Genomic DNA, 25,154 nt, shown 5'->3' with positions numbered 1-25,154 from the left:
ATATAATCCCCGCCTTTCGTGGAGAACAGACTTATATGCCAACGTCCTTTCTAGAAATTGTCGAACTTCCTGATGGCCGCATCGAGTTGCGCAGGGCTGAAGACGAGGGTTCTCTGGTTACCCTGAACTTCTCCGAGGACGCCAAGGTGTTCCTTCAAGGCCAGCACGTCGAGGTCGCCAAGGCGATGCTTAGCGTGGGTGTCCAGATGGCAGGCCGCTTGGTTGAAGGCGAATTCAACAAGGAAGAAGGACCTCGGGTTCTTCATTGATCCCGGCTGTCGATTTTTTACGTCAATATTGCTGGCTTCTCTGCCCTGGAGAAGCCCTGCGATTGTCTTAGCCCAGTCGGATATTCAAGCTTTGCGCATCCCCGATGCGGGCGGCGCTGATCAATTGTTGACGCGCGGTCGCGCTCAAGGGGTTCAGCCAGCTGACCACCGTATGGCTGCGGCCCAGGCGCAACGCTTCGCAAGTCAATTGCTGGGCACTTTGGGTGCCGCGCGGTTGCAGTAACAGGATCCGTTCCCGATTGAGACCGGCGTCCCGCAACCAGGCCTGTGTCACGCTCGCAGGCGGCGCAATCAGCGTCAGCCAGCGAGCATCCTGGTCTTGGCTCAGCTCCCTCAGGATGGGGGCGAGCAGGTTCAGGCAATTTCCAGCTGCACCACGCAACGACAGCTCGCTGAACGCCTCGGGCTCGATACCCCAGGGCGATTCGATGACCTCTTGCAGGACAGGAACCAGCGGTTGGGCCATGAATGCCTCGAACAACGGAAGTTGTGTGTGCTGTGGTGCGTGAGGGAATTGCATAAAGCCTCCTTTAGCGGCGAATGACGCCGACACTCAAGCCTTCGATAACCAGGTCCTGATCTTTCAGGTCCACTTCGATGGGGGCGAACTCTGGATTTTCGGCAATCAGCCAGACCTTGCTGCCGTCGCGCTTGAATCGCTTGACCGTGACTTCATCGCCGATTCGCGCCACCACAATCTGGCCGTTGCGGGCCTCACGCGTGGTGTGGACAGCCAGGAGATCACCGTCGAAGATGCCGATGTCCTTCATGCTCATGCCATGGACACGAAGTAGGTAATCAGCCCTTGGATGGAAGAACGAAGGGTTGATGTTGCAGGATTCCTCGACGTGCTGCTGGGCGAGAATCGGTGCGCCAGCTGCAACACGACCAATGATCGGGAGGGTGGTTTCGTCAGCCTTGGCTTCGAAGCCTGGGATGCGAATGCCCCGCGAGGCGCCAGGGGTCATTTCGATCGCGCCTTTGCGGGCCAGTGCCTTAAGGTGTTCTTCCGCCGCGTTGGGCGATTTGAAACCCAGTTCCTGAGCGATTTCCGCACGGGTCGGCGGGTAGCCGTTGTCTTCTAGGCAGCGTTTGATGAAGGCCAGAATCTCTGCTTGGCGTGGCGTCAGCTTTAGCATAATGATCGCTCTGTCTTTTTATACAGTGACTGGGATTATATACAGTGCGCGGCGCTTGGCAATCCTCCTTTTTTCAGGCGCCGCTGGACGGTCGCCCCGAAGGCTGCAAACGACTGCGCCAAACCTTCTGGAAGGTGTGGTTAAATACCTGACCGGGCGTTCGCAAAACGTCCCGTCAGGCTTGACAACCCCAAGGCTGAAACGTATGTTTCAAACAAGTGTTTGTCAGGCGGAGTAGCCATGGCCCAGTCGGAAACCGTAGAACGCATTCTGGATGCTGCCGAGCAGTTGTTCGCGGAAAAAGGTTTCGCCGAAACCTCGTTGCGTCTGATTACCAGCAAAGCCGGCGTCAACCTGGCAGCGGTGAATTATCACTTCGGTTCAAAAAAAGCGCTGATCCAGGCGGTCTTCTCAAGATTTCTCGGGCCTTTTTGCCTCAGTCTCGATCGCGAGCTGGAGCGGCGCCAGGCCAAGCCCGACGTCAAGCCGACGCTGGAAGAGCTGCTGGAAATCCTTGTCGAGCAAGCCCTTGTCGTGCAGCCTCGCAGCGGCAACGACCTGTCCATCTTCATGCGCCTGCTGGGCTTGGCGTTCAGCCAGAGCCAAGGCCACTTGAGGCGTTATCTTGAGGACATGTACGGCAAGGTGTTTCGCCGCTACATGCTGCTGGTCAACGAGGCAGCGCCGCGAATCCCGCCGATCGAGCTGTTCTGGCGCGTGCACTTCATGCTTGGCGCCGCAGCGTTCAGCATGTCCGGTATCAAGGCATTGCGGGCCATTGCTGAAACCGACTTCGGGGTAAACACTTCCATCGAACAGGTGATGCGGCTGATGGTGCCTTTCCTGGCGGCCGGCATGCGTGCCGAAAGTGGTGTCACCGATGAGGCCATGGCCGCGGCGCAGCTGCGTCCGCGCAGCAAATCCACGCCGGCGCTCGCCAAGGCTTGAGTGCGCGGGTGGGCGCGGCAGCCTACATCCGCTAAGCTAGCCGCCCATGCCGACTCTCGTTTCGAACCCGTTATACAGTTCATTGCATCATTGCGGCCTGCCAGGCCTGGAGCCCGGCGGTGCGGTCGTGCATGCGTCACTGTGTGGGTTCATCGTTTTTAAGGAATTGTTATGACTGCTGGCCTGCAAGGCTCGTTGATGGTGGACGTCGCCGGTACCTGGCTGACGGCTGAGGACCGCCATCTGTTGCGTCAGCCCGAAGTGGGCGGCTTGATCATCTTCGCTCGCAACATCGAGCACCCGCGCCAGGTGCGCGAACTGAGTGCGTCGATCCGGGCCATCCGTCCCGACCTGCTGCTGGCGGTCGATCAGGAAGGTGGGCGCGTCCAGCGTCTGCGCCAAGGCTTCGTCCGCCTGCCGGCGATGCGAGCCGTCGCCGATAACCCGAATGCCGAATACTTGGCCGAACAGTGCGGCTGGATCATGGCCATGGAAGTCTTGGCGGTTGGCCTCGATTTGAGTTTCGCCCCGGTGCTGGACCTTGATTACCAGCGCAGCGCCGTCGTCGGCAGTCGTTCCTTTGACGGCGATCCCGAGCGCGCCGCACTATTGGCTGGTGCTTTCATTCGTGGCATGAACGCCGCGGGAATGGCCGCCACCGGCAAGCACTTTCCAGGGCACGGCTGGGCCGAGGCCGACTCCCACGTCGCCATTCCCAACGACGAGCGCAGCCTCGAACAGATCCGCGCCAACGACTTGGTGCCCTTCGCCAAACTGAGCAAACAGCTCGCGGCGGTGATGCCGGCCCATGTCATCTATCCGCAGGTGGATGCGAGTCCAGCGGGGTTCTCCCGGCGTTGGTTGCAGGACATTCTGCGAGGCGAGTTGCAGTTCGATGGCGTGATCTTCAGTGATGACTTGTCCATGGCTGGCGCCCATGTGGTCGGCGATGCCGCCAGTCGAATCGAGGCTGCGCTGTCGGCAGGTTGCGACATGGGCCTGGTGTGCAACGACCGCGCGGCCGCCGAGTTGGCCTTGAGCGCTGCTCAGCGTCTCAAGGTCACGCCATCGGCCCGGATCGCCCGCATGCGTGGCCAGGCGTTCGCCACCACTGAATATCGTCAGGACCCACGCTGGTTGACAGCTATCGGCGCGTTGAAAGCCGCCCAACTGATCGATTAAAGGACGTTTTACATGACCGTTTACGCAATTATTGGCGGCACCGGCCTGACCCAGCTCGAAGGCTTGACCATTCGCCAGTCCCTCTCGGTGGAAACGCCCTACGGCGCGCCATCGGCCGACGTGCAGATCGGCGACTATGCCGGACGCGAGGTCTTGTTCCTGGCGCGCCACGGCCATCCCCATCACCTGCCGCCTCATCAGGTGAATTATCGCGCCAATCTCTGGGCCTTGAAGCAGGCCGGCGCCCAGGCTGTCCTGGCCGTCAATGCCGTGGGCGGGATTCACGCTGCAATGGGCACCGGTCATTTCTGCGTGCCCCACCAGTTGATCGATTACACCAGCGGTCGCCAGCACACGTATTTTGCGGACGACCTGGAAGCGGTGACCCACATCGACTTCAGTTATCCGTACACGGAGTCGCTACGCCAGCAGTTGATCGCAGCCCTGGCCGCCGAGGGCTGTGGCTATAGCAGCCATGGTGTCTACGCCTGCACGCAGGGCCCGCGCCTGGAAACCGTGGCTGAAATCGCCCGCCTGGAGCGTGACGGTTGCGACATTGTCGGCATGACCGGCATGCCGGAAGCGGCCTTGGCCCGTGAGCTGGAGCTGGATTACGCCTGCTTGGCCTTGGTGGTGAACCCGGCAGCAGGCAAGTCCACGACAGTGATTACCATGGCCGAGATCGAGCAGGCGCTGCATGACGGGATGGGAAAAGTGAAGTCGACGCTGGCGCGGGTGTTGATGGCCGGTTGATGAGCTTGTGCAGGACGACGGAGGGAGCCGAGCCTTTTCGGCTCCCACTAAAAGCCCCGGAAGCGGCTTTTATCAGGGCGGGATGACCTAGCGTTTTTCCAGCTTCTCCGGCAGCGGTGCGAACAGTGCTTCGATGTCCTCATTCTGCAGTTTCCAATCTCCGGCCACGCGGCCATCCAGTACACCCGCCGCCAGGTCGGATTTTTCTTTTTGCAGCAGCTGAATCTTCTCCTCCACGGTGCCACGGGCGATCAGCTTGTAGACAAATACCGGTTTTTCCTGGCCGATGCGGTAGGCGCGGTCGGTGGCTTGGTTTTCGGTCGCCGGGTTCCACCACGGGTCGTAGTGGATCACCGTGTCGGCTTCGGTCAGGTTCAAGCCTACGCCGCCAGCCTTCAGGCTAATGAGAAAAATCTGACGCTTGCCGCTCTGGAATTCCTTCACGGGAGTGCGCCGGTCGCGCGTTTGGCCGGTCAGGATCGCATAGGCGACGCCGCGCTTTTTCAGTTCCTCTTCAATTAACGCCAACATGGAGGTGAACTGCGAAAACAGCAGCACCCGCCGGCCTTCTTCAAACAATTCTTCGAGCATTTCCATCAAGCTGTCGAGCTTGCCCGAGGTGCTGCCCCGGGCGGGCAGGGTTGCGTCGTTGATCAGGCGCAGGTCACAGCACACCTGGCGAAGCTTGAGCAGCGCTTCGAGGATGATGATCTGGCTGCGCGCCACGCCTTTGCGAGTGATCTCATCGCGGACTTTCTTGTCCATGGCCAGGCGCATGGTTTCGTAGACGTCCCGCTGGGTATCGCTGAGCTCGACCCAATGGATGATCTCGGTCTTGGGCGGTAGTTCGGTCGCCACTTGTTCCTTGGTCCTGCGCAGCAGGAAAGGTTTGATCCTACCGTTGAGGTGCTGCAATCGTACGTCGCTGTGGCGTTTTTCGATCGGCACGCGGTAGTCGCGGTTGAAACTCTTGACGTCGCCAAGCCATCCCGGCAGCAGGAAGTGAAACAGCGACCACAATTCCCCGAGGTGGTTTTCCAGCGGCGTGCCGGACAGGCAGAGCCGCTGCCGGGCGTTGAGTTCGCGGGCGGCCTGGGCGGCTTTGCTGGTGGGATTCTTGATGTACTGGGCTTCATCGAGGATGAGTACGTGGAGGGGCTGCGCTGTCAGTCGTTCGACATCCTTGGGGAGCAGGGCATAGGTGGTAAGGATCAGGTCGTAATCAGCCAACCGCTCGAAATGTTTCTTGCGCCCGGCACCGTACAACGCCAGTACCTTGAGCTGCGGGGTGAAATGGCTTGCCTCGTCGAGCCAGTTGGGAATCAGGCTCGTCGGCATCACGACCATGCACGGCCGGTCGAGGCGACCGGCGATTTTTTCGCTGAGAATGTGTGCCAGGGTTTGTAGGGTTTTGCCCAGCCCCATGTCATCCGCGAGGATACCGCCGACTTCCAGCTGCCGCAGCGATTGCATCCAGCTCAGGCCTTCGAGCTGGTAGGGGCGCAGCGTTGCGTTCAGGCCTTGCGGCGCGGTGGCGGTGTAGTCCTTGATGTCGCGCAGGCGCTGGGCGAGGCCGCGGATGTGTTCACCGCCCTCCCAGCGCAGGGGCATATCCTGCAGCGGGTTCAGGCGCAGGGCGTCCGCGCTGTTGAGTCGCAGTTTGGTGGTGCCGGGCTCTTGCAGGTAAAACTCGCCGAGCGTCGCCAGTACCGGTTTCAGCCGGCCGTAGGGCAGGGCCACCTGCTGCGGACCGAATTCCGAGTTTGGACGGTTGGGCAAATTGACCAGGATGAGCTCGTCATCGCGACGCCTGGCCAGCCGTTCCGGGTTGAACAGTTCGATGTGCGAGCGCATCAGGTTCAACAGGATCGGCAGCAGGCTCAGTCGCTCGCCGTTGACGATGATGCCCAGCTCCAGGTCGAACCAGTCACGCTCCGGTGTGTCCTCGACCGTGGCGTACCACTCGTCCACCGCCGTCAGGTCGAAACCGAAATCTTCGTCGATCTGCAATTCCCAACCCTGGCTTCGCAGTTTCGGCAGATCGTTGAGGGTAAACGTCAGCCAGGCACTGTCATTGACCATTTCGTACAGTTCGCCAGCGCTTTCCGGCAGCGCCTTGCTTTGCCGGGTCGCCACCTTGAAACCGAGGATTCGCAGCTGTTCGCGGTAGGACTGTTCGACATCGGTCTGGCGTTTTATCCGCAGCGTCTGGGTTTCCTGGCGAATCAGCACGTCGGTGTTGCGCTGGCCGCTGACGTACTCGTCCAAATAGCTGAACGAGAGCGCGGCGCGGTGCTGGATGTAGCGCTGCATCTTGCCATTGCGCGGCTCGAAGGCGCTGAATTCGACACTCGCCAGCCACAGCCGTGGCACCGGCTGCACGTTGTCCACCAAGACCTGCGGTGCGGCCTTGGGACTGCGGTTGTCCAACACTGTCTGGAGTTTTTCCAGCAACTGCGCATCTTTTTCGGCGGCAGGGTAGGCCAGGGTTTCCTGGACTTGCAGCAGTACGGCGGCGCAATGCTTGCAGTTGATGCGCACCGGACAAGAGCAGGCCGCTTCGAGCAGGATCAACGCACCTTTGGCCGACTCCTTGAGGCGAATGGTCTGACGATAGACGCTTCCGCCGGAACCTTCGCAACTTGCAATAATGGTGCTGTCACCGGCCTCGACGATCCTGACGCGGTTTTCCAGGGCGTAGCGGCGCCCACGCTCCAGGCTTTGTTCCTTGAATCGATTGACCCAGGAAGGAGCCAGGGGTTTGCTCAGGGGCGAGGGCATAGGCGCGCCGATCAGTCCGGAATCACGTCGGGAGCCTGCCGTGGCGCAGGCGCGGTCAGCGAGGTGATCTTGATCAGCAAGCCTAGATGGCCGTTATCGAGGAAGTTCAGTTGGCCATTCTTGGTATGGCTCTGCTGCTTGAGCCGCTCGCTGGCGGTGACTAAGCCGTTGGCGTCGATTTGATTGACCCAGAAGTCCGCGTCGACGTCGGTGAAGCGACCGAGCTTCAGTTCGAGGGTGCCCTCGATGGGAAACTGACCGAACTGTTCGGCGCCGTCGCTGACGGCGATTTTGCGCCCTTGTTCGCCCAGGTTCTGCTGCCAGGCCTTGTGCACCAGCACGGTGTATTGGCCGCTGGCGTTGAGTTTCTCGACGATGTTGCCCAGTGCCGGCGTGCGCTGGCTGTCCGCGCCAAGGCGTTGCGCGCCGGCGTCCCAGTCTTCCGGCGCGGCGCGGCTGATAATCGCCGGTTCAGCATTCTGGCGGACCAGGATCATTTCAACCTGGTACAGGTCGTCGGCAAACGCCAGGGGAGCGATCAGGGTCATCAACAACGTCAAGGAGCGAAACAGGCGCATTGGGCGTCCTTCAAGCAGTGGTCGGAGTGAGGCGCTCGAACAGCGCTTCAACGGTATTGAAACGCTCTTCCGGGCGTTCCATGGGCACCATGAACTTGAACATCGTGGCGCCTTCGAACTTGTAGCGTTTGGGCTGGCCCTGGATCAGCTTGATCAGCACCAGCGGATCGACCGGCGTCTGGGCTTCGAATTCGATACGGCCACCGTTGGGGCCGCCGTCGACTTTCTTGATGCCCAGTTGCTCGGCCCTGAGCTTGAGCAGCGTGGTGCGGACCAGGTTCTTGGTCGGCTCCGGAAGCAGGCCGAAGCGGTCGATCATCTCCACTTGCAGGTCCTTGAGGCCTTCTTCGTCGGTGGCCGAGGCGATGCGCTTGTACAGGATCAATCGGGCATGGACGTCCGGCAGGTAATCTTCCGGGATCAGCGCCGGCACTCGCAGGTTGATCTCCGGCCCGCCGCCCAGGGGCTGGTCGAGGTTCGGCTGCTCGCCCTTGCGAATCGACTTGACTGCGCGTTCGAGCATTTCCATGTACAGCGTGAAGCCGACGGCCTGGATCTGGCCGCTCTGACCATCGCCGAGCAATTCGCCGGCGCCACGAATTTCCAGGTCGTTGGTGGCCAGCACAAAACCGGCACCGAGGTCCTGGGTATTGGCAATGGCTTCCAGGCGCTTTTCCGCGTCCGGGGTGATCTGCTGGCGGGGCGGCGTCAGCAGGTAGGCATAGGCCTGGTGGTGACTGCGCCCAACCCGGCCGCGCAACTGGTGCAGCTGGGCCAGGCCGAACTTGTCGGCGCGCTCAATGATGATGGTGTTGGCGCTTGGCACGTCGATGCCGGTCTCGATGATGGTCGAGGCGATCAGCACGTTGAAGCGCTTGTGATAGAAGTCGCTCATCACCTGTTCGAGTTCGCGTTCGCGCATCTGCCCATGGCCGATGCCGATTCGGGCTTCCGGCACCAGCTCGGCCAGGTCGGCGGCGCATTTGTCGATGGTCTTCACGTCGTTGTGCAGGTAGTAGACCTGGCCGCCGCGCAGCAGCTCACGCAGCAAGGCTTCCTTGACCGTGCTCTTGTTCTGCTCCATGACGAACGTGCGCACCGACAGGCGACGGGCCGGCGGCGTGGCGATGATCGACAGATCGCGCATGCCCGATACCGCCATGTTCAGCGTGCGCGGGATCGGCGTGGCGGTGAGGGTCAGGATGTCGACTTCGCTGCGCAGCGCCTTGAGCTGTTCTTTCTGGCGTACACCGAAGCGGTGTTCCTCGTCGATGATCACCAGCCCGAGATTCTTGATCTTCACGTCATCCTGCAGCAGCTTGTGCGTACCGATGACGATGTCGATCTTGCCCTCGGCCAAGTCGGCAATGGCGGCGTTCACTTCCTTGGTGGATTTGAAACGGCTCATCACTTCCACGATCACCGGCCAGTCGGCGAAACGGTCGCGGAAACTGTTGTAATGCTGCTGGGCGAGCAGGGTGGTCGGTACCAGGATCGCGACCTGTTTGCCTCCGTGCACGGCAATGAAGGCGGCGCGCATCGCCACTTCGGTCTTGCCGAAACCGACGTCGCCGCACACCAGCCGGTCCATCGGCTTGGGCGCGAGCATGTCGGCGCGCACGGCTTCGATGGTGGTCTGCTGGTCGACGGTTTCTTCGAACGGGAAACCCGCGCTGAACGTTTCGTAGTCGGCTTTCGGGTCGGCAAACGCATGACCCTCCCGCGCGGCCCGGCGGGCATAGATATCGAGCAATTCGGCGGCGACATCGCGCACCTGTTCGGCGGCCTTGCGCTTGGCTTTCTGCCAGGTTTCCGAACCCAGGCGGTGCAGCGGCGCCAGGGCGTCGTCGCTGCCGGTGTAGCGGGCGATCAGGTGCAGGTTCGCCACCGGCACGTAGAGTTTGGCGCCCTCGGCGTATTCCAGGGTGAGGAACTCGGCGGCCTGGTTATCGATTTCCAGCGTTGCCAGGCCCAGGTAGCGGCCTACGCCATGGTCGATGTGCACCACCGGCGCGCCTTCGCGCAGTTCCGTGAGGTTCTTGATGACCGCGTCGTTGGCGGCGTCGGCGCGTTTTTCACGGCGGCGGCGCTGCATTACGCGCTGGCCGAACAGCGGGCTTTCGGCGACCAATGCCAGGGCCGGATCCTCGAGAACCAGTCCGTCGTTCAGCGGGGCGATGGTGATCGCCAGGCGATCCTTGCCGGCGACAAAGTCCGGCCAGCTGTCGACGGTCTTCGGCCGCAGTTTCAGGCGTTCGAGCAGCTCCAGCAATACTTCGCGCCGTCCCGCGGACTCAGCGGTGAACAGCACGCGGCCGGGGAACTCGTCAAGAAAACCGGCCAGGGCCGCCAAAGGTTGCGTGGCCTTGGCTTCGATCGCCAGATCCGGCAGTGGCTTGGCCGGGAAGCGTTCGCGACCGGCACCCACTTCCACGTCCTGCTGGCTCGCCACCACGCGTGGCCAGCTCTTGAGCCGGGCGAAGCAGTCTTCCACCGGCAGGAACAACTCGGCCGGCGGCAACAAAGGCCGGGCCGGATCGACGCGGCGTTCCTCGTAGCGGTTGCGCACGTCGTTCCAGAAGTTTTCCGCCGCCTGCTCGATGCCTGGCAGGGAAAACACTTGGGTGTCCTGGGGCAGGTAGTCGAACAGGGTGGACGTCTCTTCGAAAAACAGCGGCAGGTAATACTCGATACCCGCAGGTGTGATGCCGCTACTCAGGTCCTGGAAGATCGGGCAGCGGCGGAAATCCACATCGAAGCGCTCGCGAAACCGTGCCTTGAAACGGGTCACGGCGTCTTTTTGCAACGGGAATTCCTTGGCCGGCAGCAGGCGGATCGACTGGACCTTGTCGATGGAACGCTGGTTTTCCGGGTCGAAGGTACGCAGCGTCTCGATCTCGTCGTCGAACAGGTCGATGCGATACGGCAATTTGCTGCCCATCGGGAACAGATCGATCAAGGCGCCGCGCACCGTGAACTCACCGTGCTCGTACACCGTATCGACGTAGCGGTAGCCGCTGGCCTCGAGCCGGGTGCGCATTTGCTCGACGTCGAGCTTCTGGCCGATGTCCAGCACCAGGCTGCTGCCGAGCAGGAATTGGGTTGGTGCCAGGCGATGTAGGGCCGTGGTGATGGGCACTACCAAAACGCCATGACTGAGCTCCGGCAGCCGATAAAGGCTGGCGATACGCTGGGAAATGATGTCCTGGTGGGGCGAGAACAGATCGTAGGGCAGGGTTTCCCAGTCCGGGAAATGCAGCACGGGCAAATCCGGGGCGAAGAAAGCCAGCTCCTGTTCGAGCCGCTCGGCGCTCTGGCTGTCAGCGGTCAATAACAGGGTGAAGCGCTTTGCAGCGCTGGCAGCCTCGGCAATGGCCAGGCTCAGGGCGGCACCGGGCAGGTTGCCCCAGTGCTGTTTACCTGCCGCGGCAGGGAGAAGCGGAAGACGCAGAACGGGCACGGAAGGTTGAGCTCCAAGCGTTGCGACAAAGTCGACAATTGTAGCGGGGGAAGTGCCCGGCTGTCAGTCGCGGACTACTCTTGCAGCACCTAAAACCACGGCGCGACGGGCGCGCATTGCTCCGCAGAGGACTCGGCGTCATAATGTAGCCCCTTTTTTCAGCCCCTACATGTGGAAGGTTACCGTGACTCAGAAGCCCGACCAGTGTCTTGGTGAATGGATTGATCGTGAAGCCCTCGCCGAAGCGATGATCCCTCTCATCGGTCAGCTCTACCGCAATAACAACGTGGTGAGCTCGATCTATGGCCGCAGCCTGATCAACCAGTCTGTCATCGCGATCCTCAAGGCCCACCGCTTTGCTCGCCACCGTTCTTCCGATGACAGCGAACTCTCCGTCCACGAAACTTTCCCCCTGCTCAAGGCCATGAGTGAGCTCAAGCTCGGCGCGGCTTCGGTAGACCTGGGCAAGTTGGCTTTCAAATTCCGCAACGAAGGCAATGGCCGTAGCGCCGAGCAATTCGTTCGTGAAGAAATGGCTGATGTGGTCGGTCAGCAAAACGCTTCGGCCCGCAAAGGCACCGACGTCGTGCTGTACGGTTTCGGTCGTATCGGCCGCCTGCTGGCGCGCATCCTGATCGAAAAAACCGGTGGTGGCGACGGCCTGCGCCTGCGGGCCATCGTCGTGCGCAAGGGCGCCGAGAATGACCTGACCAAGCGCGCCAGCCTGCTGCGTCGCGATTCGGTCCATGGTTCGTTCAACGGCACCATTACCATCGATGAAGAAAACAACACCATCACCGCCAACGGTAACCTGATCCAGGTGATCTACGCGAAGAACCCGGCCGAGGTGGATTACACCCAGTACGGCATCAAGGACGCCCTGCTGGTGGACAACACCGGTGTATGGCGTGACGCCGACGGCCTCGGCCAGCATCTGGCCTGCCCGGGTATCGACCGTGTTGTTCTGACTGCGCCTGGCAAGGGCAAGCTGAAGAACATCGTTCATGGCATCAACCACAACGAAATCACCCCTGACGACAAGATCGTGTCCGCCGCTTCCTGCACCACCAACGCCATCGTGCCGGTGCTCAAGGCTGTGAACGACAAATTCGGCATCATCAACGGTCACGTTGAAACGGTTCACTCGTACACCAACGACCAAAACCTGATCGACAACTTCCACAAAGGTGATCGCCGTGGTCGCAGCGCCGCGCTGAACATGGTCATCACCGAGACCGGTGCTGCCACCGCTGCCGCCAAGGCCCTGCCTGAGCTGGCCGGCAAGCTGACCGGTAACGCGATCCGTGTGCCGACCCCGAACGTGTCGATGGCCATTCTCAACCTGAACCTTGAGAAAGCCGCCACCCGTGAGGAAATGAACGAGTACCTGCGCTACATGGCGCTGCATTCCGATCTGCACAAGCAAATCGACTACGTCAACTCGCAGGAAGTCGTTTCCACCGACTTCGTCGGCTCGCGCCACGCCGGTGTTGTCGACGCCGAAGCGACCATCGTCCAGGACAACCGCGTTGTTCTGTACGTCTGGTACGACAACGAGTTCGGCTACAGCTGCCAGGTGGTTCGCGTAATGGAAGACATGGCTGATGTGAATCCGCCTGCGTTCCCGCGCTAAGCCTTAACCGCTTGTGAAAACGCCCTGACTTGTCAGGGCGTTTTTTTTCGCCTGGAATTTATCGGGCACCGCTGACCACTGAGGCCTGCGCCGTTCGCAGTTCGTGCCGGTTGCCCTTGAAGAGCACCAGCGTCGCAACCAAACCCAATACCGCCGCGCCACTGAGCCAGATCCCCGGCGCGGCCTTGTTATTCAGCACATGGATCAGATAAGTACAGGCCGCCGGGGTAAACCCACCGAACGTCGCCGTCGCCAGGCTGTAGGCCAGTGAAAAACCAGTGGTGCGCACTTCGACGGGCATGATCTCCGTCAAGGCGACCACCATCGCTCCGTTGTACGATCCATACAGGAACGACAACCACAACTCGACGATCAGCAAATGGCTGAAACTGGGGTTCGCCACCAGCCAGGACAGCGCGGGGTATGCAGTCAAGATTGCGAGAATGGTCGCACCCAGCAGCAAGGGTTTGCGCCCGATCTTGTCGGAAAACGCGCCCATGACTGGCAGCCAGAAAAAATTCGATAAGCCGATACACACCGTGACCAGCAGGGCATCCAGGTCTGACAGGTTCAGCTCGGCCTTGCCAAATGTTGGTGTGTAGGCAGTGATCAGGTAGAACGACACAGTGGTCATCACCACCAGCGCCATGCCCGCCAGGACGATGCCGAAATTCTGGCCGACGGAACGGACGATTTCCGACAGGGTAGGACGGTGTTTTCTTGCCTGGAATTCAGGCGTTTCTTCCAGCGAACGGCGAATCACGAAGATGACCGGCACGATCAGGCAACCGATCAGGAACGGCACGCGCCAGCCCCATTCACCCATTTCCACGGGGCTGAGCCAATGATTCAGAGCGACTCCCAGCAAGCCGGCAAACACGACGGCGGCCTGTTGGCTGGCGGATTGCCAACTGACAAAAAAGCCCTTGCGCCCCGGCGTGGAAATCTCCGCCAGGTACACCGAAACACCACCCAATTCGACCCCAGCGGAGAAGCCTTGCAACAACCGCCCCAGCAGCACCAGCAACGGCGCTGCCACGCCGAGGGTGGCGTAACCCGGCACACAGGCAATCAGCACGGTGCCGGCGGCCATCATCGCGAGGGTGATGATCAGGCCTTTGCGGCGGCCGTGGCGGTCGATGTAGGCGCCGAGAAAAATCGCCCCCAAGGGACGCATCAGGAACCCAGCGCCGAATGTCGCCAAGGACAGCATCAGCGAGGCAAAGGCACTGTCGGTGGGGAAGAATGTCTTGGCGATGGCCGTGGCGTAGAAGCCATAGACCATGAAATCGAACATCTCCAGGAAGTTGCCGCTGACAACGCGAAAAATCGCCTTGCCGTTGCTCGTTTGGGAAGGCATGTGTAGGTACTCACTCTGGCCAATCTTGTAGGGAAGCATTGCTCGCTGCGGGAGCGCTGTAGCCCATAATGGCCGGCGTGGTTTTGAGGGGAGATGAAGATTTGTTAACTGGACGATGGATTGGGCTTGTGATGCTGGCCGGCGTGTTGTCCGGTTGCGGCAACGGCGACACCCTTGAACGCTTCGATGGCCCGACCATGGGTAGTCGCTATTCGATCCAGTACGTCAGGCATGTCGCCACACCCGGTCTGAAAGAGGTGCGCGGCGAGGTGGAAAACATCCTTGCCGAGGTCGATCGGCAATTTTCCACCTATCGCGGTGACTCGGACATCGAGCGTTTCAACGCGCTGCCAGCCGACAGTTGTGCGGTCATGCCAGGTCCGGTTCTCGAATTGATCCGGGTCGGTGAGCAGCTGTCTTCGCAAAGCGATGGCGCTTTCGACCTGACCGTGGAACCTTTGCTGAATCTATGGGGGTTTGGCCCTCAGTCCCGTACCGAAGAGGTGCCCAGCGCCGACGCTTTGGCCCAGGTACGGCAACGTGTCGGCTATCGGCATTTGCACATCGACGGCGAGCGGTTGTGCAAAGACGCCGCGGTCGAGGTCGACTTCAACAGCATCGCGGCGGGCTATGCCGTCGACCGCATCGCCGCCCGGCTCAAGGCATTGGGCATCGACAGTTATCTGGCCGAGGTCACTGGAGAACTCAAGGCCGTCGGGCGCAAGCCGGATGATTCCGCTTGGCGTATCGCCCTGGAAGAACCCCGGGACGACAAACGAGTGGCGGAGCGGGTCATTGAGCTCAAGGGTTATGGCGTTTCGACCTCGGGCGACTACCGTAGATATTTCGAGCGGGGCGGCAGGCGATATTCCCACACCTTTGATGCACGCACCGGTGCGCCGGTCCTACACAGCCTGGCGTCCGTCACGGTGATTCATCCTTCGGCGATGATGGCCGATGGACTGTCGACGTTGTTGCTGATTCTCGGTCCTGAACAGGGTTGGGACTATGCCCAGGAGCATGGCATCGGGGTATTTTTCGTCTTGCGGGGCAATGACCGTTTCGTCGTTCGCACAAACGATGCGTTTGAACGGATGGCCGGCGGAAAAACCCAATGATGACAGCGCCCTGAAAGGTTACCTGTGGCGAAATAGCGCAGGTAAAGGGGAGCGCCCCCTAGCCTACGACGCGACCAAGGGGTAATGTGCGCGGCGTTGACGCTTCTAATAGACTGTGGCCGGTGGCGTGAACCGGTCCGAAAATTGTTCCTTCATGCCGCCGGCCGGCATGATTTAGCCGTCGGAGCCAAGTGTGGCGCCGCGGCCTGTTCTGAGGAGTACGCATGGCTGTCTACAACTACGACGTGGTGGTATTGGGTTCCGGCCCGGCGGGAGAGGGTGCGGCCATGAACGCCGCCAAGGCAGGGCGCAAGGTGGCGATGGTCGACAGCCGTAGGCAGGTCGGCGGCAACTGCACCCACTTGGGCACCATCCCGTCCAAGGCCTTGCGTCACTCGGTCCGGCAGATCATGCAATTCAACACCAACCCGATGTTCCGGGCCATCGGCGAGCCGCGCTGGTTCTCCTTCCCGGACGTGCTCAAGAGCGCCGAGAAGGTGATCTCCAAGCAAGTGGCCTCGCGTACCGGCTACTACGCCCGCAATCGGGTCGACGTGTTCTTCGGCACCGGCAGCTTTGCCGACGAGCAGACGGTCGAAGTGGTCTGCGGCAATGGCGTGGTCGAGAAACTGGTGGCCAAGCACATCATCATCGCCACGGGATCGCGTCCGTATCGCCCGGCCGACATCGATTTCAACCACGCGCGTATCTACGATAGCGACACCATCCTGAGCCTGGGGCACACCCCGCGTAAGCTGATCGTCTACGGCGCCGGCGTGATCGGTTGCGAATACGCCTCGATCTTCAGCGGCCTGGGTGTGCTGGTGGAACTGGTGGACAACCGCGGCCAGTTGCTGAGCTTCCTCGACTCGGAAATCTCCCAGGCCCTGAGCTATCACTTCAGCAACAACAACATCACCGTGCGCCACAACGAAGACTACGAGCGCGTCGAAGGTTGCGACAACGGCGTGATTCTGCACCTCAAGTCGGGCAAGAAGATCAAGGCCGACGCCTTGCTCTGGTGCAACGGCCGTACCGGTAACACCGATACCCTGGGCCTCGAAAATATCGGCGTGAAGGTCAACAGCCGCGGCCAGATCGAAGTCGACGAGAACTATCGTACCTGCGTGCCGAACATTTATGGCGCCGGCGACGTGATCGGTTGGCCAAGCCTGGCCAGCGCCGCCCACGACCAGGGCCGTTCGGCTGCCGGCAGCATTGTCGACAACGGCAGCTGGCGCTTCGTCAACGATGTGCCGACCGGCATCTACACCATCCCGGAGATCAGCTCGATCGGCAAGAACGAGCAGGAGCTGACCCAGGCCAAGGTGCCATACGAAGTGGGCAAGGCGTTCTTCAAGAGCATGGCTCGGGCGCAGATCGCCGGCGAGCCGCAAGGCATGCTGAAGATCCTGTTCCACCGTGAGACCCTGGAAGTGCTGGGCGTGCACTGCTTCGGCTACCAGGCATCGGAGATCGTGCACATCGGCCAGGCGATCATGAACCAGCCGGGCGAACTGAACACGTTGAAGTACTTCGTCAACACCACGTTCAACTACCCGACCATGGCCGAAGCCTACCGGGTAGCGGCCTACGACGGGCTCAACCGGCTTTTTTGAGCGGCTCCGGCCGGTGGCCTGAGCCGGCCGGGGAGACCGATTTCAGCAATTCTCGAGGGTGGCAGTGGCCAAACCGGGAAAGTCTGTAATCAGGCTGTCAGCGCCAAAGTCGGCGAGCCTGCGCATGAGCGCGGGCTCGTTGACGGTCCACACCGACACATGCAGCCCCTGGCGCTGCGCCTTGACCAGGCGTTCCGGCGTGCACAGGGTCCAGTTCAACGCGAGAATCTCGCAGCCATAGCTTTGGGCGACCTTCAACGGGTCGAGCCAGGCGTATTCGGCCACCAGTCCACGGGAAACGTCTGGCGTCAGGTCCAGGGCGGCCTTGAGTACTTCCCGGGAACTGGACGTAATGGTGATCTTGTCCAGCAGTCCGAAACGCTGGGCCATCTCGCGGATCCCCAGCACGGTGGCGGCAGCCCGGGTGCGTGATGCGCTTTTCACCTCCAGTTGCCAGTGCTCGAAATCACACTGTTCGAACAGTTCTTCCAGGCGCGGGATCGGGCAAGGCTTGATCCAACCCGGTCCACCCTTGCGCGCGTCGTAGGTCACCAGTTCGGCAGCGGTGTGCTCAACGACCTTGCCCCGACGGTCCGTGGTGCGCTTGAGGGTCGGATCGTGGATCACCATCAATTCGCCGTCCATTGACAAGTGCAGGTCCAGCTCGCAACGGCGCACGCCGTGCTTGAGACATTCCTGGAAACCGATGAGGGTGTTTTCCGGTGCTTCGCCCTTGGCGCCGCGGTGGCCATAAATGAGGGTCACGGTTCTTCCTTATCGATGCCAGATTCGTTCAGTTCTCGGGCCAGGCGTCGTTCCTGAGCCTGTTTTTGCAGGATATAGCGGGCCAGCAATTGCCGCTGGGCGTCAGTCGGGTGTTCAAACTCGGTGCCTACGTCATAGCCACCGCCCTTGGGGTCGCAATGGGTGACGCGCGCACGGAGCAACAACCCCAACGCCTGGGGCATCAGCACCAATTTGATCGAAAGGTGGGCGCCGACGGCGATGGGGGTGGGGTATTGGAAGTCGATGCCGCCTTCGGAGATGATCACCGGCTGGGGCTCGCCGATTTCGCCGAGTACCGTCACGGCGATGATCTGGCTGAGCAAATCGATGCGCTTGTTCATGGCCTTGAGATAGGCCGCGATGCTGCGTTCGCGCTCGCTGATCTGGCGCAACAGGTGTTGTGACTCGAATTCGCTCAGGTGCAGTTCGCTGAGCAGATTGAACAGTGGGGACTCATCCTGCAACACTTCCTGGCTGGCAGCTTCAGGAATGGACAAGGGCCGAATTTCCAGTGCGATCGTGTCCTCGATACGGTAGTATTCGCGGCGATCTTCTTCATCTAATGTCGACATGGCGAACCCATGGTAGCGGCGGTGGTCTGAGTGTAAAGCTGGTTTGTGACCCCCGCCACAAGGACGTTCCTTTTCCCTCCGAACAAGCCCCGACATGTTCAGACCTCTCTTCGTATTTATCGGCACGCGTTATACCCGTGCAAAGCGTCGCAATCATTTTGTATCGTTCATTTCCCTGACTTCCATCATCGGACTCGCCTTGGGCGTGGTCGTGATGATCGTCGTGCTGTCGGTGATGAACGGCTTCGATCATGAAATGCGCACCCGCGTGCTGGGCATGGTGCCCCACGCGACCCTCGAAACCGGGGAAGCCATCAGCGACTGGCCAAGCCTGGCCGCCAAGGTCAAGCAGAACCCTCAGGTGCTGGCCGTTGCGCCCTTCACCCAGACGCAGGGGCTGCTGACCAACGACGGCAAAGTCTCCAAAGTCTTGCTCAACGGCATCGACCCCGGGCTCGAGCGGAACGTGTCGATCATCGACAACTTCATGAAACAGGGCAAACTCGACGACTTGGCGCCGGGCAGCTTCGGCATCGTGATCGGCGACAAGGCTGCGGCCAAGCTCGGCGTGGCCATCGGCGACAAGCTGACGTTTGTCGCTCCGGAGGTCACCGTGACGCCGGGCGGGATGTTCCCGCGCATGAAGCGCTTTACCGTGGTCGGCATTTTCCATGTCGGCGCCGGCGAGCTGGACGGCTACCTGGGCGTGACCAATCTCCAGGATCTGGCCCGCCTGCATCGCTGGAAGCCGGATCAAGTGCAGGGCCTGCGGCTGAAGTTCGACGACCTGTTCCAGGCGCCGCGCGTTGCCTGGAGCATTGCCCAGCAGCTCGGCGAAGACCGTTACTACGCCCGTGACTGGACCCGCACCCACGGCAACCTGTACCAGGCGATCCGCATGGAGAAGGCCATGATCGGCCTGCTGCTGTTGCTGATCGTGGCCGTGGCGGCCTTCAACATCATCTCGACGCTGGTGATGGTGGTGAACGACAAGAAAGGCGACATCGCCATCTTGCGCACCCTTGGCGCCACGCCGGGGCAGATCATGCGCATCTTCATGGTCCAGGGCACGGTCATCGGCGTGATCGGCACGTTTGTGGGAGCCTTGGTCGGGATGTTCGCCGCATTGAATGTCAGCGCCGCGATTGCCGCCCTTGAAGGGCTGCTCGGGCACAAGTTTCTCAACGCCGACGTGTATTTCATAGACTACCTGCCATCGCAGTTGCAGTCCGATGACGTGTTGATGGTCTGCGGCGCCGCGTTGATCCTGAGTTTCCTCGCCACCCTGTACCCAGCCTGGCGTGCCGCGCGCACCCAGCCGGCAGAGGCGTTACGTTATGAGTGAGTCGGGCATGAGTGAAAAAGCTATCTTGAGCTGCCGCAACCTGGGCAAATCCTACGAGGAAGGACCGGAGTCGGTGGTGGTGTTGTCGGGCCTGCAACTGGAGCTGCATCCTGGCGAGCGCGTGGCGATTGTCGGCACCTCCGGATCGGGCAAAAGTACTTTGCTGAACCTGCTCGGTGGCCTAGATACGCCGACTGCCGGCAGTGTCTGGCTGGCCGGTGAAGAACTGTCGGCGCTGAACGAGAAGGCCCGGGGCCTGCTGCGCAACCGGTCGCTGGGTTTCGTCTACCAGTTCCACCATCTGCTGCCCGAGTTCACCGCCCTGGAAAACGTCTGCATGCCGCTGTTGATCGGCCGCACGGCGATTCCCGAAGCCCGGCAGCGCGCCACGGCGTTGCTGGAGCGGGTAGGGCTGGGCCATCGCCTGGAGCACAAGCCGGCCGAGCTGTCCGGTGGTGAGCGCCAGCGTGTGGCGATTGCCCGCGCCTTGGTCAACAAGCCGGGGCTGGTGATGCTCGACGAGCCCACCGGCAACCTCGATTCCCACACCGCACAAGGCATCCAGGATTTGATGCTGGAGCTCAGCACCTCGATGCGTACGGCGTTTCTTGTGGTGACTCACGACATGAACCTGGCCCGGCAGATGGACCGCGTCCTGCACTTGCAGGAAGGTTGCTTGACGCCCATCTGACTGGCCAGAACCCGGTACTTGCTGCAAGTGTCGGGTCTTTTATTTTCATACGGTGCCCCGCGAATGTTCAGACCGTTATCGATCTTTATCGGCACGCGCTATACCCGCGCCAAGCGCCGCAATCGCTTCGTTTCGTTCATCTCCATGACCTCGATGATCGGCCTCGCCTTGGGCGTGCTGGCGATGATCGTCGTGCTGTCGGTGATGAACGGCTTCCAGCGCGAAATGAGCTCGCGCATCCTCGGCATGGTGCCTCACGCCACCATCGTCGGCGTCAATCCGATCGACGATTGGCAGCCGGTGGCCGCCGCGGCGTTGAAAAATCCTGAAGTGACGGCCGCCGTGCCGTTCACCGAGATGGAAGGGATGTTGAGCCACAAAGGCTCGATGCAGCCGATCCAGATCAGCGGCGTTGACCCGGCCCAGGAGGGCCAGGTCTCGATCGTCGCCCAGCACATCGTCCAGGGGCGTCTCGATGCCCTGAAGCCGGGCGAGTTTGGCGTTGTCATCGGCGAAATCACTGCCCGGCGTTTCCGCCTCAACGTCGGCGACAAGCTGACCTTGATCGTGCCGGAAGTCAGCACCGCGCCGGGCGGCATCACGCCACGGATGCAGCGGTTGAACGTGGTGGGTGTGTTCAAGGTTGGTGCAGAGCTGGACGGCTCGATGGCGCTGATCCACCTTGCCGACGCCGCACAGATGCAGCACTGGCAGCCGAACCAGGTGCAGAGTGTGCGCCTGGCGGTGAAGGATTTGTACGCGGCCCCGAAAGTCTCCGGTGATATCGCCACCGGCCTTGGCGCGGCCTACAAGGCCGACGACTGGACCCACACCCAGGGCAGCCTGTTCAGCGCCATGAAAATGGAAAAGACCATGATCGGCCTGCTGTTGTTGATGATCGTCGCGGTGGCGGCGTTCAACATCATCGCCACCTTGATCATGGTCGTGAACGATAAAGGCGCGGACATCGCCATCCTGCGCACGATTGGCGCCACACCGCGGCAGATCATGGCGATCTTCATGGTCCAGGGCACAGTGATTGGCGTCGTCGGTACGCTCATCGGTGGCGTGCTGGGGGTGATTGCGGCGTTGAATGTCAGCGCGCTGGTGGGCTGGCTGGAAAGGGTCAGCGGCCAACACATCTTCAGTTCTGATGTGTACTTCGTCAGCAATTTGCCGTCGGAACTTCAGCGTGGCGACGTGGTGTTGATCTGCTCGGCGGGGTTCATCCTGAGCTTTCTTGCCACCGTGTACCCGGCGTGGCGCGCAGCGAAGATCGAACCGGCGCAGGCGTTGCGGTATTCCTGATAGCCCGTGAAGCCCCCCGTGGCGAGGGAGCTTGCTCCCGCTGGGCTGCGCAGCAGCCCCAAAAGCGGCGGGCTTATTATGGATGATGTGCAGACTTTCAGATTTTTTGGGAGCGCTTCGCGCTCCAGCGGGAGCAAGCTCCCTCGCCACAGGGTTTTGTGTCAGGGCTGACCGGCCTTTGGCAACTCAATCACAAACCGCGTCCAGCCATCAGCCGATTCGCAGCGTATCTCCCCGCCATGGGCGCGGATGATCGAGCGGGTGATGGCCAGTCCAAGCCCCGCATGTTCGCTGCTGCCTTCCTGGCGGGACGGATCGGCGCGATAGAAGCGATCGAACAGGCGCGGCAACAAATCTGCTGCAACCCCCTCGCCACTGTTTTCCACGCTTACGCTCACCCCTTGAGCCCCATCGATAATTCGCACCCGCACTTCGCCGCCAACGGGGGTGAAGCGCAGGGCGTTGTCCAGCAGGTTGGAAAAGGCCCGACGCATCATGTTGCGGTCACCCTCGATGCAGCTTTCGCCCTCGCGACCCAGCCGCACATTGGCGTCTTCGGCTAACGGTGCGAAAAAGTCCAACAGCACGTCCACTTCCTCGGCCAGTTGCAGCGGTTCGCGATTGAGCGCCAGCAGGCCGTGGTCAGCCTTGGCCAGGTAGAGCATGTCGTTGACCAGTTGCGCCATCCATTGCAGTTCTTCGAGATTGCTGTGCAACGCCTCGCGGTAATCTTCCAACGAGCGCTCACGGGTGAGGGTGACTTGGGTATGAGTCAGCAAATTCGACAGCGGCGTGCGCAATTCATGGGCGATATCGGCAGAAAACCCGGAGAGCCGCTGAAACGCATCATCGAGGCGCCCGAGCATGTCGTTGATGCTGTGGGCCAATTCCGCCAGTTCGGCAGGCATATGCTCTTCTGGCAGTCGGGCATCGAGCGAGCGGGCCGAGACGCTGCCGGCAATCGCGCCCATGCGTCGCAAGGGGCGCAAGCCACGCCGGGCAGCCCAGGCGCCGAGCAGGGCGGTGGCCACTGCCGAGAGGCCGACGGTCAACCAGATCAGGCGCTGCATGCGCTGCAGGAAGTGCTGGTGATGAGTGATGTCGAGCAGCAGCGTGAGCTGCGCTGAGTCCGCGCGATCAAGATACAGCGGCGCATTCAACACCCGATAATCAGTGTCGGCGTCGCTGAGCGTGGACAAGCCGGGCCGCTGCGGCACTTGCGCTGGAATTCGAATCGAGCCGCCATGCCAGCGGACGCCTTCGTTGTCCTTGATGCGCAAGGCCAGGTCTGCCTGACGGCTCAACTCATCGTCCAGAAGTTTGCGCGGATCGTGGCCATGGCTGTCCTGCAAGGCGCGCCGCACGCCAATCAACTTGGCTTCGAGCACTTGCTGGTCCAACTCGATGAAATGTGCCTCGCTGCCTCGGCTGAACAGTACGCCGGCGAACAATGACACGACGGCGGTGCAGGCCGCGAAAAGCAGCGCCAACCGGTTGCTCAGCGACCAGCGGCGGGTCACAGGTTGCGCTCTTCGAGGACATAGCCCATGCCGCGCACGGTGTGGATCAGCTTGTTGGGAAAGTCATCGTCAACCTTGATCCGCAGACGCCGGATCGCCACCTCGATGACGTTGGTGTCGCTGTCGAAATTCATGTCCCAGACCTGCGAGGCGATCAGGGACTTCGGCAGTACTTCGCCCTGGCGCCGCAGCAACATTTCCAGCAAGGCAAACTCCTTGGCGGTCAGGTCGATGCGTCGGCCATTGCGTTCGACGCGGCGGCGGATCAGATCCAGGCGCAAGTCGGCCAGTTGCAAGCTGGTTTCCTGGGCCGCCGAACTGCCTCGGCGCAGCAGGCTTCGAACCCGGGCCAGCAGTTCGGAAAAGGCAAAGGGCTTGACCAAGTAATCGTCGGCACCCAGTTCCAACCCGTGGACCCGGTCCTGCACCGCATCGCGCGCGGTCAGGAACAGCACCGGCGTTTCCAGCCCAGCACCGCGTACCGCTTGCAGGATCTGCCAGCCATCGCGACCGGGCAGCATCACGTCGAGAATCAGCAGCGCGTATTCACCGCTCAGGGCCAGTTGCTCGCCGGTGATGCCATCGGCCACCAGGTCGGCGTTGAACCCGGCTTCGCTCAAGCCTTGGCGCAGGTATTGGCCGGTTTTCAGTTGGTCTTCGACAATCAGCAGTTTCATGGGTTGCTCGCGGCTGTGTTTGAACGAGGGCGTTATACCGTGGTGCATGGTGTCATGGGGCAAGCTGACAAAGTTGTAATGCGACTGCAAGCCAGTTGGCGGAGCAAGGGCTCAAGAGAACCGTAAAGACTGGTAGAATCCGCTGATTCTTCAGTCAGGTTTCCGTCATGCATCCCGCAGCCGAACACTCGCCGCTGGGCAAATCCAGCGAATACATCGCCACGTACACGCCGTCACTGCTGTTCCCGATCCCGCGCACCGCGAAATGGGCGGAGCTGGGACTGACAGCCGAGACCCTGCCGTACAAGGGTGTGGATTTCTGGAACTGTTTCGAGCTGTCCTGGCTGTTGCCGTCCGGCAAGCCAGTGGTGGCTATCGCTGAATTCGCGATCCCGGCGGATTCGCCGAACATCATCGAATCCAAGTCCTTCAAGCTGTACCTGAACTCCTTGAACCAGACGGCGTTCAACGACAGCGCGAGCCTGCAAGCCACTCTGCGCCAGGACCTGTCGGCCGCGGCGGGCAAGCCGGTAGGCGTGCGGATTCGCAGCCTCAAGGATGTCGAAAGCGAAGGCGTCGTCGCCTTGCCTGGTGTGTGCGTAGACGACCTGGACATCAGCGTCGACTCCTACGAGCATCCGCGTCCCGAGCTGCTGCGTTGCGATGCATCGCGTATCGTCGAGGAAAGCCTGCATAGCCATTTGCTCAAGTCCAACTGCCCGGTGACCAGCCAGCCGGACTGGGGCAGCGTGGCGGTGGAATATCGCGGTGCGGCGCTGGACCACGCGAGCCTGCTGGCCTACATCGTCAGCTTCCGCCAGCATTCGGACTTTCACGAGCAGTGTGTCGAGCGGATCTTCCTGGACCTGCAGCGCTTGCTCAAGCCGGAGAAATTGACGGTGTATGCGCGGTATGTGCGGCGGGGTGGGTTGGATATCAATCCGTATCGCAGTACTGAAACGGTGCAGTTGCCGAACCAGCGCTTGGTTCGTCAATAAATATCCCTTCAAGGGTATGTAAGCCAACAGTAAAAAGCCCCGCTATCGCCAGCGGGGCTTTTGCATCCGGTCATTCAGATTCCCATGTTGCCCAACGTCAGCATGATGTTGCGCAAGGTGCCCGCGATACCCGGGTGGTCAACTTCAAAGCGCTCCACGGCCAAGTTTACGCCATCGGCCAAACTGGGATTTTGAAGAGCGTTTTCCAATTTAATCTCGGCTTCAAGTTGAGCCATGAGCTCGTGCAGATTTTCTCGCTCCGACTCGGACAACGGCGGGTTCTGTTCCAATTGCTCGCGCAAGGTATCGAGTTGGTCTTGCAGTTCGCGGCGGGCAGGCATTGGCGTACTCCCTTTATTGATAGGCACTTCCATGGACCGTGACGCGGCGTCAAAA

The 25,154-nt window shown here is 61.1% G+C and carries 22 protein-coding genes; 11 read left to right on the top strand and 11 right to left on the bottom strand.

What is annotated here, in order from left to right; translation table 11 throughout:
- Positions 1 to 35 precede the first annotated feature (35 nt).
- On the top strand, positions 36 to 269 hold the full coding sequence (locus J3P95_RS16345; RefSeq protein WP_003183419.1) for a hypothetical protein: 234 nt from the start codon (positions 36 to 38) through the stop codon (positions 267 to 269).
- 67 nt (positions 270 to 336) lie between these two features.
- Here the strand turns inward: J3P95_RS16345 and sulA are convergent, their stop codons facing one another.
- Both sulA and lexA read right to left on the bottom strand, forming a co-directional pair.
- Positions 337 to 810 (bottom strand): SOS-induced cell division inhibitor SulA, encoded by a 474-nt coding sequence (gene sulA, locus J3P95_RS16340; RefSeq protein WP_434557825.1) that lies wholly within the window; start codon positions 808 to 810, stop codon positions 337 to 339.
- A gap of 10 nt (positions 811 to 820) precedes the next feature.
- Positions 821 to 1,429, bottom strand: a complete 609-nt coding sequence (lexA, locus tag J3P95_RS16335) for a transcriptional repressor LexA (RefSeq protein ID WP_186609823.1) — start codon at positions 1,427 to 1,429, stop codon at positions 821 to 823.
- A gap of 240 nt (positions 1,430 to 1,669) precedes the next feature.
- Between lexA and J3P95_RS16330 the strand changes: the two genes are divergently transcribed.
- The 3 genes from J3P95_RS16330 to J3P95_RS16320 all read left to right on the top strand — a co-directional run bounded on the left by J3P95_RS16330 (position 1,670) and on the right by J3P95_RS16320 (position 4,312).
- The gene (locus J3P95_RS16330) at positions 1,670 to 2,377 is read left to right on the top strand and encodes a TetR/AcrR family transcriptional regulator (protein WP_013692622.1); all 708 of its coding nucleotides are present in this window, start codon (positions 1,670 to 1,672) and stop codon (positions 2,375 to 2,377) included.
- 183 nt (positions 2,378 to 2,560) lie between these two features.
- Positions 2,561 to 3,559 (top strand): beta-N-acetylhexosaminidase, encoded by a 999-nt coding sequence (gene nagZ, locus J3P95_RS16325; protein ID WP_434563859.1) that lies wholly within the window; start codon positions 2,561 to 2,563, stop codon positions 3,557 to 3,559.
- Between the two features lie 12 nt (positions 3,560 to 3,571).
- Positions 3,572 to 4,312, top strand: coding sequence for an S-methyl-5'-thioinosine phosphorylase (locus J3P95_RS16320; protein WP_434557824.1), 741 nt, complete (start codon positions 3,572 to 3,574; stop codon positions 4,310 to 4,312).
- Between the two features lie 87 nt (positions 4,313 to 4,399).
- Here J3P95_RS16320 and J3P95_RS16315 read toward each other — a convergent pair whose 3' ends face one another.
- The 3 genes from J3P95_RS16315 to mfd are packed head-to-tail and all read right to left on the bottom strand — an operon-like array spanning position 4,400 to position 11,131.
- Entirely contained in the window at positions 4,400 to 7,093 is a 2,694-nt protein-coding gene (locus tag J3P95_RS16315) for a DEAD/DEAH box helicase (RefSeq protein ID WP_434580521.1), read from the bottom strand.
- Positions 7,094 to 7,104: 11 nt separating this feature from the next.
- Positions 7,105 to 7,671 (bottom strand): CsiV family protein, encoded by a 567-nt coding sequence (locus J3P95_RS16310; protein WP_434557822.1) that lies wholly within the window; start codon positions 7,669 to 7,671, stop codon positions 7,105 to 7,107.
- A 10-nt stretch (positions 7,672 to 7,681) separates the two neighbouring features.
- Positions 7,682 to 11,131 carry a transcription-repair coupling factor gene (gene mfd / locus J3P95_RS16305; protein ID WP_434580523.1) on the bottom strand — a complete coding sequence of 1,150 codons (3,450 nt, stop codon included), beginning with the start codon at positions 11,129 to 11,131 and terminating at the stop codon, positions 7,682 to 7,684.
- Between the two features lie 169 nt (positions 11,132 to 11,300).
- Here mfd and J3P95_RS16300 point away from each other — a divergent pair, with 169 nt between their 5' ends.
- On the top strand, positions 11,301 to 12,764 hold the full coding sequence (locus J3P95_RS16300) for a glyceraldehyde-3-phosphate dehydrogenase (RefSeq protein ID WP_434557820.1): 1,464 nt from the start codon (positions 11,301 to 11,303) through the stop codon (positions 12,762 to 12,764).
- Positions 12,765 to 12,822: 58 nt separating this feature from the next.
- Here the strand turns inward: J3P95_RS16300 and J3P95_RS16295 are convergent, their stop codons facing one another.
- Positions 12,823 to 14,124 carry an MFS transporter gene (locus J3P95_RS16295; protein ID WP_434580525.1) on the bottom strand — a complete coding sequence of 434 codons (1,302 nt, stop codon included), beginning with the start codon at positions 14,122 to 14,124 and terminating at the stop codon, positions 12,823 to 12,825.
- A gap of 131 nt (positions 14,125 to 14,255) precedes the next feature.
- Between J3P95_RS16295 and J3P95_RS16290 the strand changes: the two genes are divergently transcribed.
- Both J3P95_RS16290 and sthA read left to right on the top strand, forming a co-directional pair.
- Entirely contained in the window at positions 14,256 to 15,242 is a 987-nt protein-coding gene (locus tag J3P95_RS16290; RefSeq protein ID WP_434581188.1) for an FAD:protein FMN transferase, read from the top strand.
- Positions 15,243 to 15,466: 224 nt separating this feature from the next.
- Positions 15,467 to 16,861 (top strand): Si-specific NAD(P)(+) transhydrogenase, encoded by a 1,395-nt coding sequence (gene sthA / locus J3P95_RS16285; RefSeq protein ID WP_186609814.1) that lies wholly within the window; start codon positions 15,467 to 15,469, stop codon positions 16,859 to 16,861.
- Positions 16,862 to 16,903: 42 nt separating this feature from the next.
- Here the strand turns inward: sthA and J3P95_RS16280 are convergent, their stop codons facing one another.
- A complete protein-coding gene (locus J3P95_RS16280) occupies positions 16,904 to 17,626 on the bottom strand; it encodes a glycerophosphodiester phosphodiesterase (protein WP_434557818.1) in 723 nt (240 codons plus the stop codon).
- Positions 17,623 to 18,219 (bottom strand): PilZ domain-containing protein, encoded by a 597-nt coding sequence (locus tag J3P95_RS16275; RefSeq protein WP_434580526.1) that lies wholly within the window; start codon positions 18,217 to 18,219, stop codon positions 17,623 to 17,625. The genes J3P95_RS16280 and J3P95_RS16275 overlap by 4 nt, the downstream gene beginning before the upstream one ends.
- Positions 18,220 to 18,313: 94 nt before the next feature.
- Here J3P95_RS16275 and J3P95_RS16270 point away from each other — a divergent pair, with 94 nt between their 5' ends.
- The 3 genes from J3P95_RS16270 (at position 18,314) to J3P95_RS16260 (ending at position 21,563) form a co-directional block, all read left to right on the top strand.
- On the top strand, positions 18,314 to 19,564 hold the full coding sequence (locus J3P95_RS16270; RefSeq protein ID WP_434580528.1) for a lipoprotein-releasing ABC transporter permease subunit: 1,251 nt from the start codon (positions 18,314 to 18,316) through the stop codon (positions 19,562 to 19,564).
- 7 nt (positions 19,565 to 19,571) lie between these two features.
- Positions 19,572 to 20,255, top strand: coding sequence for a lipoprotein-releasing ABC transporter ATP-binding protein LolD (gene lolD / locus J3P95_RS16265; protein WP_162843734.1), 684 nt, complete (start codon positions 19,572 to 19,574; stop codon positions 20,253 to 20,255).
- Between the two features lie 63 nt (positions 20,256 to 20,318).
- Positions 20,319 to 21,563 (top strand): lipoprotein-releasing ABC transporter permease subunit, encoded by a 1,245-nt coding sequence (locus J3P95_RS16260; protein WP_434557815.1) that lies wholly within the window; start codon positions 20,319 to 20,321, stop codon positions 21,561 to 21,563.
- A gap of 161 nt (positions 21,564 to 21,724) precedes the next feature.
- Here the strand turns inward: J3P95_RS16260 and J3P95_RS16255 are convergent, their stop codons facing one another.
- Both J3P95_RS16255 and J3P95_RS16250 read right to left on the bottom strand, forming a co-directional pair.
- Positions 21,725 to 23,083 (bottom strand): heavy metal sensor histidine kinase, encoded by a 1,359-nt coding sequence (locus J3P95_RS16255; protein WP_434557814.1) that lies wholly within the window; start codon positions 23,081 to 23,083, stop codon positions 21,725 to 21,727.
- Complete coding sequence (locus tag J3P95_RS16250) at positions 23,080 to 23,760, bottom strand: heavy metal response regulator transcription factor (RefSeq protein WP_434557813.1); 681 nt, start codon at positions 23,758 to 23,760, stop codon at positions 23,080 to 23,082. Before J3P95_RS16250 ends, J3P95_RS16255 begins: the two co-directional genes overlap by 4 nt.
- 167 nt (positions 23,761 to 23,927) lie before the next feature.
- On the opposite strand from J3P95_RS16250, the gene queF reads away from it, so the two are divergent.
- Positions 23,928 to 24,758, top strand: coding sequence for an NADPH-dependent 7-cyano-7-deazaguanine reductase QueF (gene queF / locus J3P95_RS16245; protein WP_434557812.1), 831 nt, complete (start codon positions 23,928 to 23,930; stop codon positions 24,756 to 24,758).
- A gap of 74 nt (positions 24,759 to 24,832) precedes the next feature.
- Here queF and J3P95_RS16240 read toward each other — a convergent pair whose 3' ends face one another.
- A complete protein-coding gene (locus tag J3P95_RS16240; RefSeq protein ID WP_434557811.1) occupies positions 24,833 to 25,099 on the bottom strand; it encodes a DUF4404 family protein in 267 nt (88 codons plus the stop codon).
- Positions 25,100 to 25,154 lie beyond the last annotated feature (55 nt).

It is taken from the genome of Pseudomonas sp. Z5-35 (assembly GCF_051131945.1).
Taxonomy (GTDB): domain Bacteria; phylum Pseudomonadota; class Gammaproteobacteria; order Pseudomonadales; family Pseudomonadaceae; genus Aquipseudomonas; species Aquipseudomonas marvdashtae.
The sequence above is the reverse complement of the archived record's forward strand: the minus strand, read 5'-3'. Positions and strand labels throughout refer to the sequence as shown.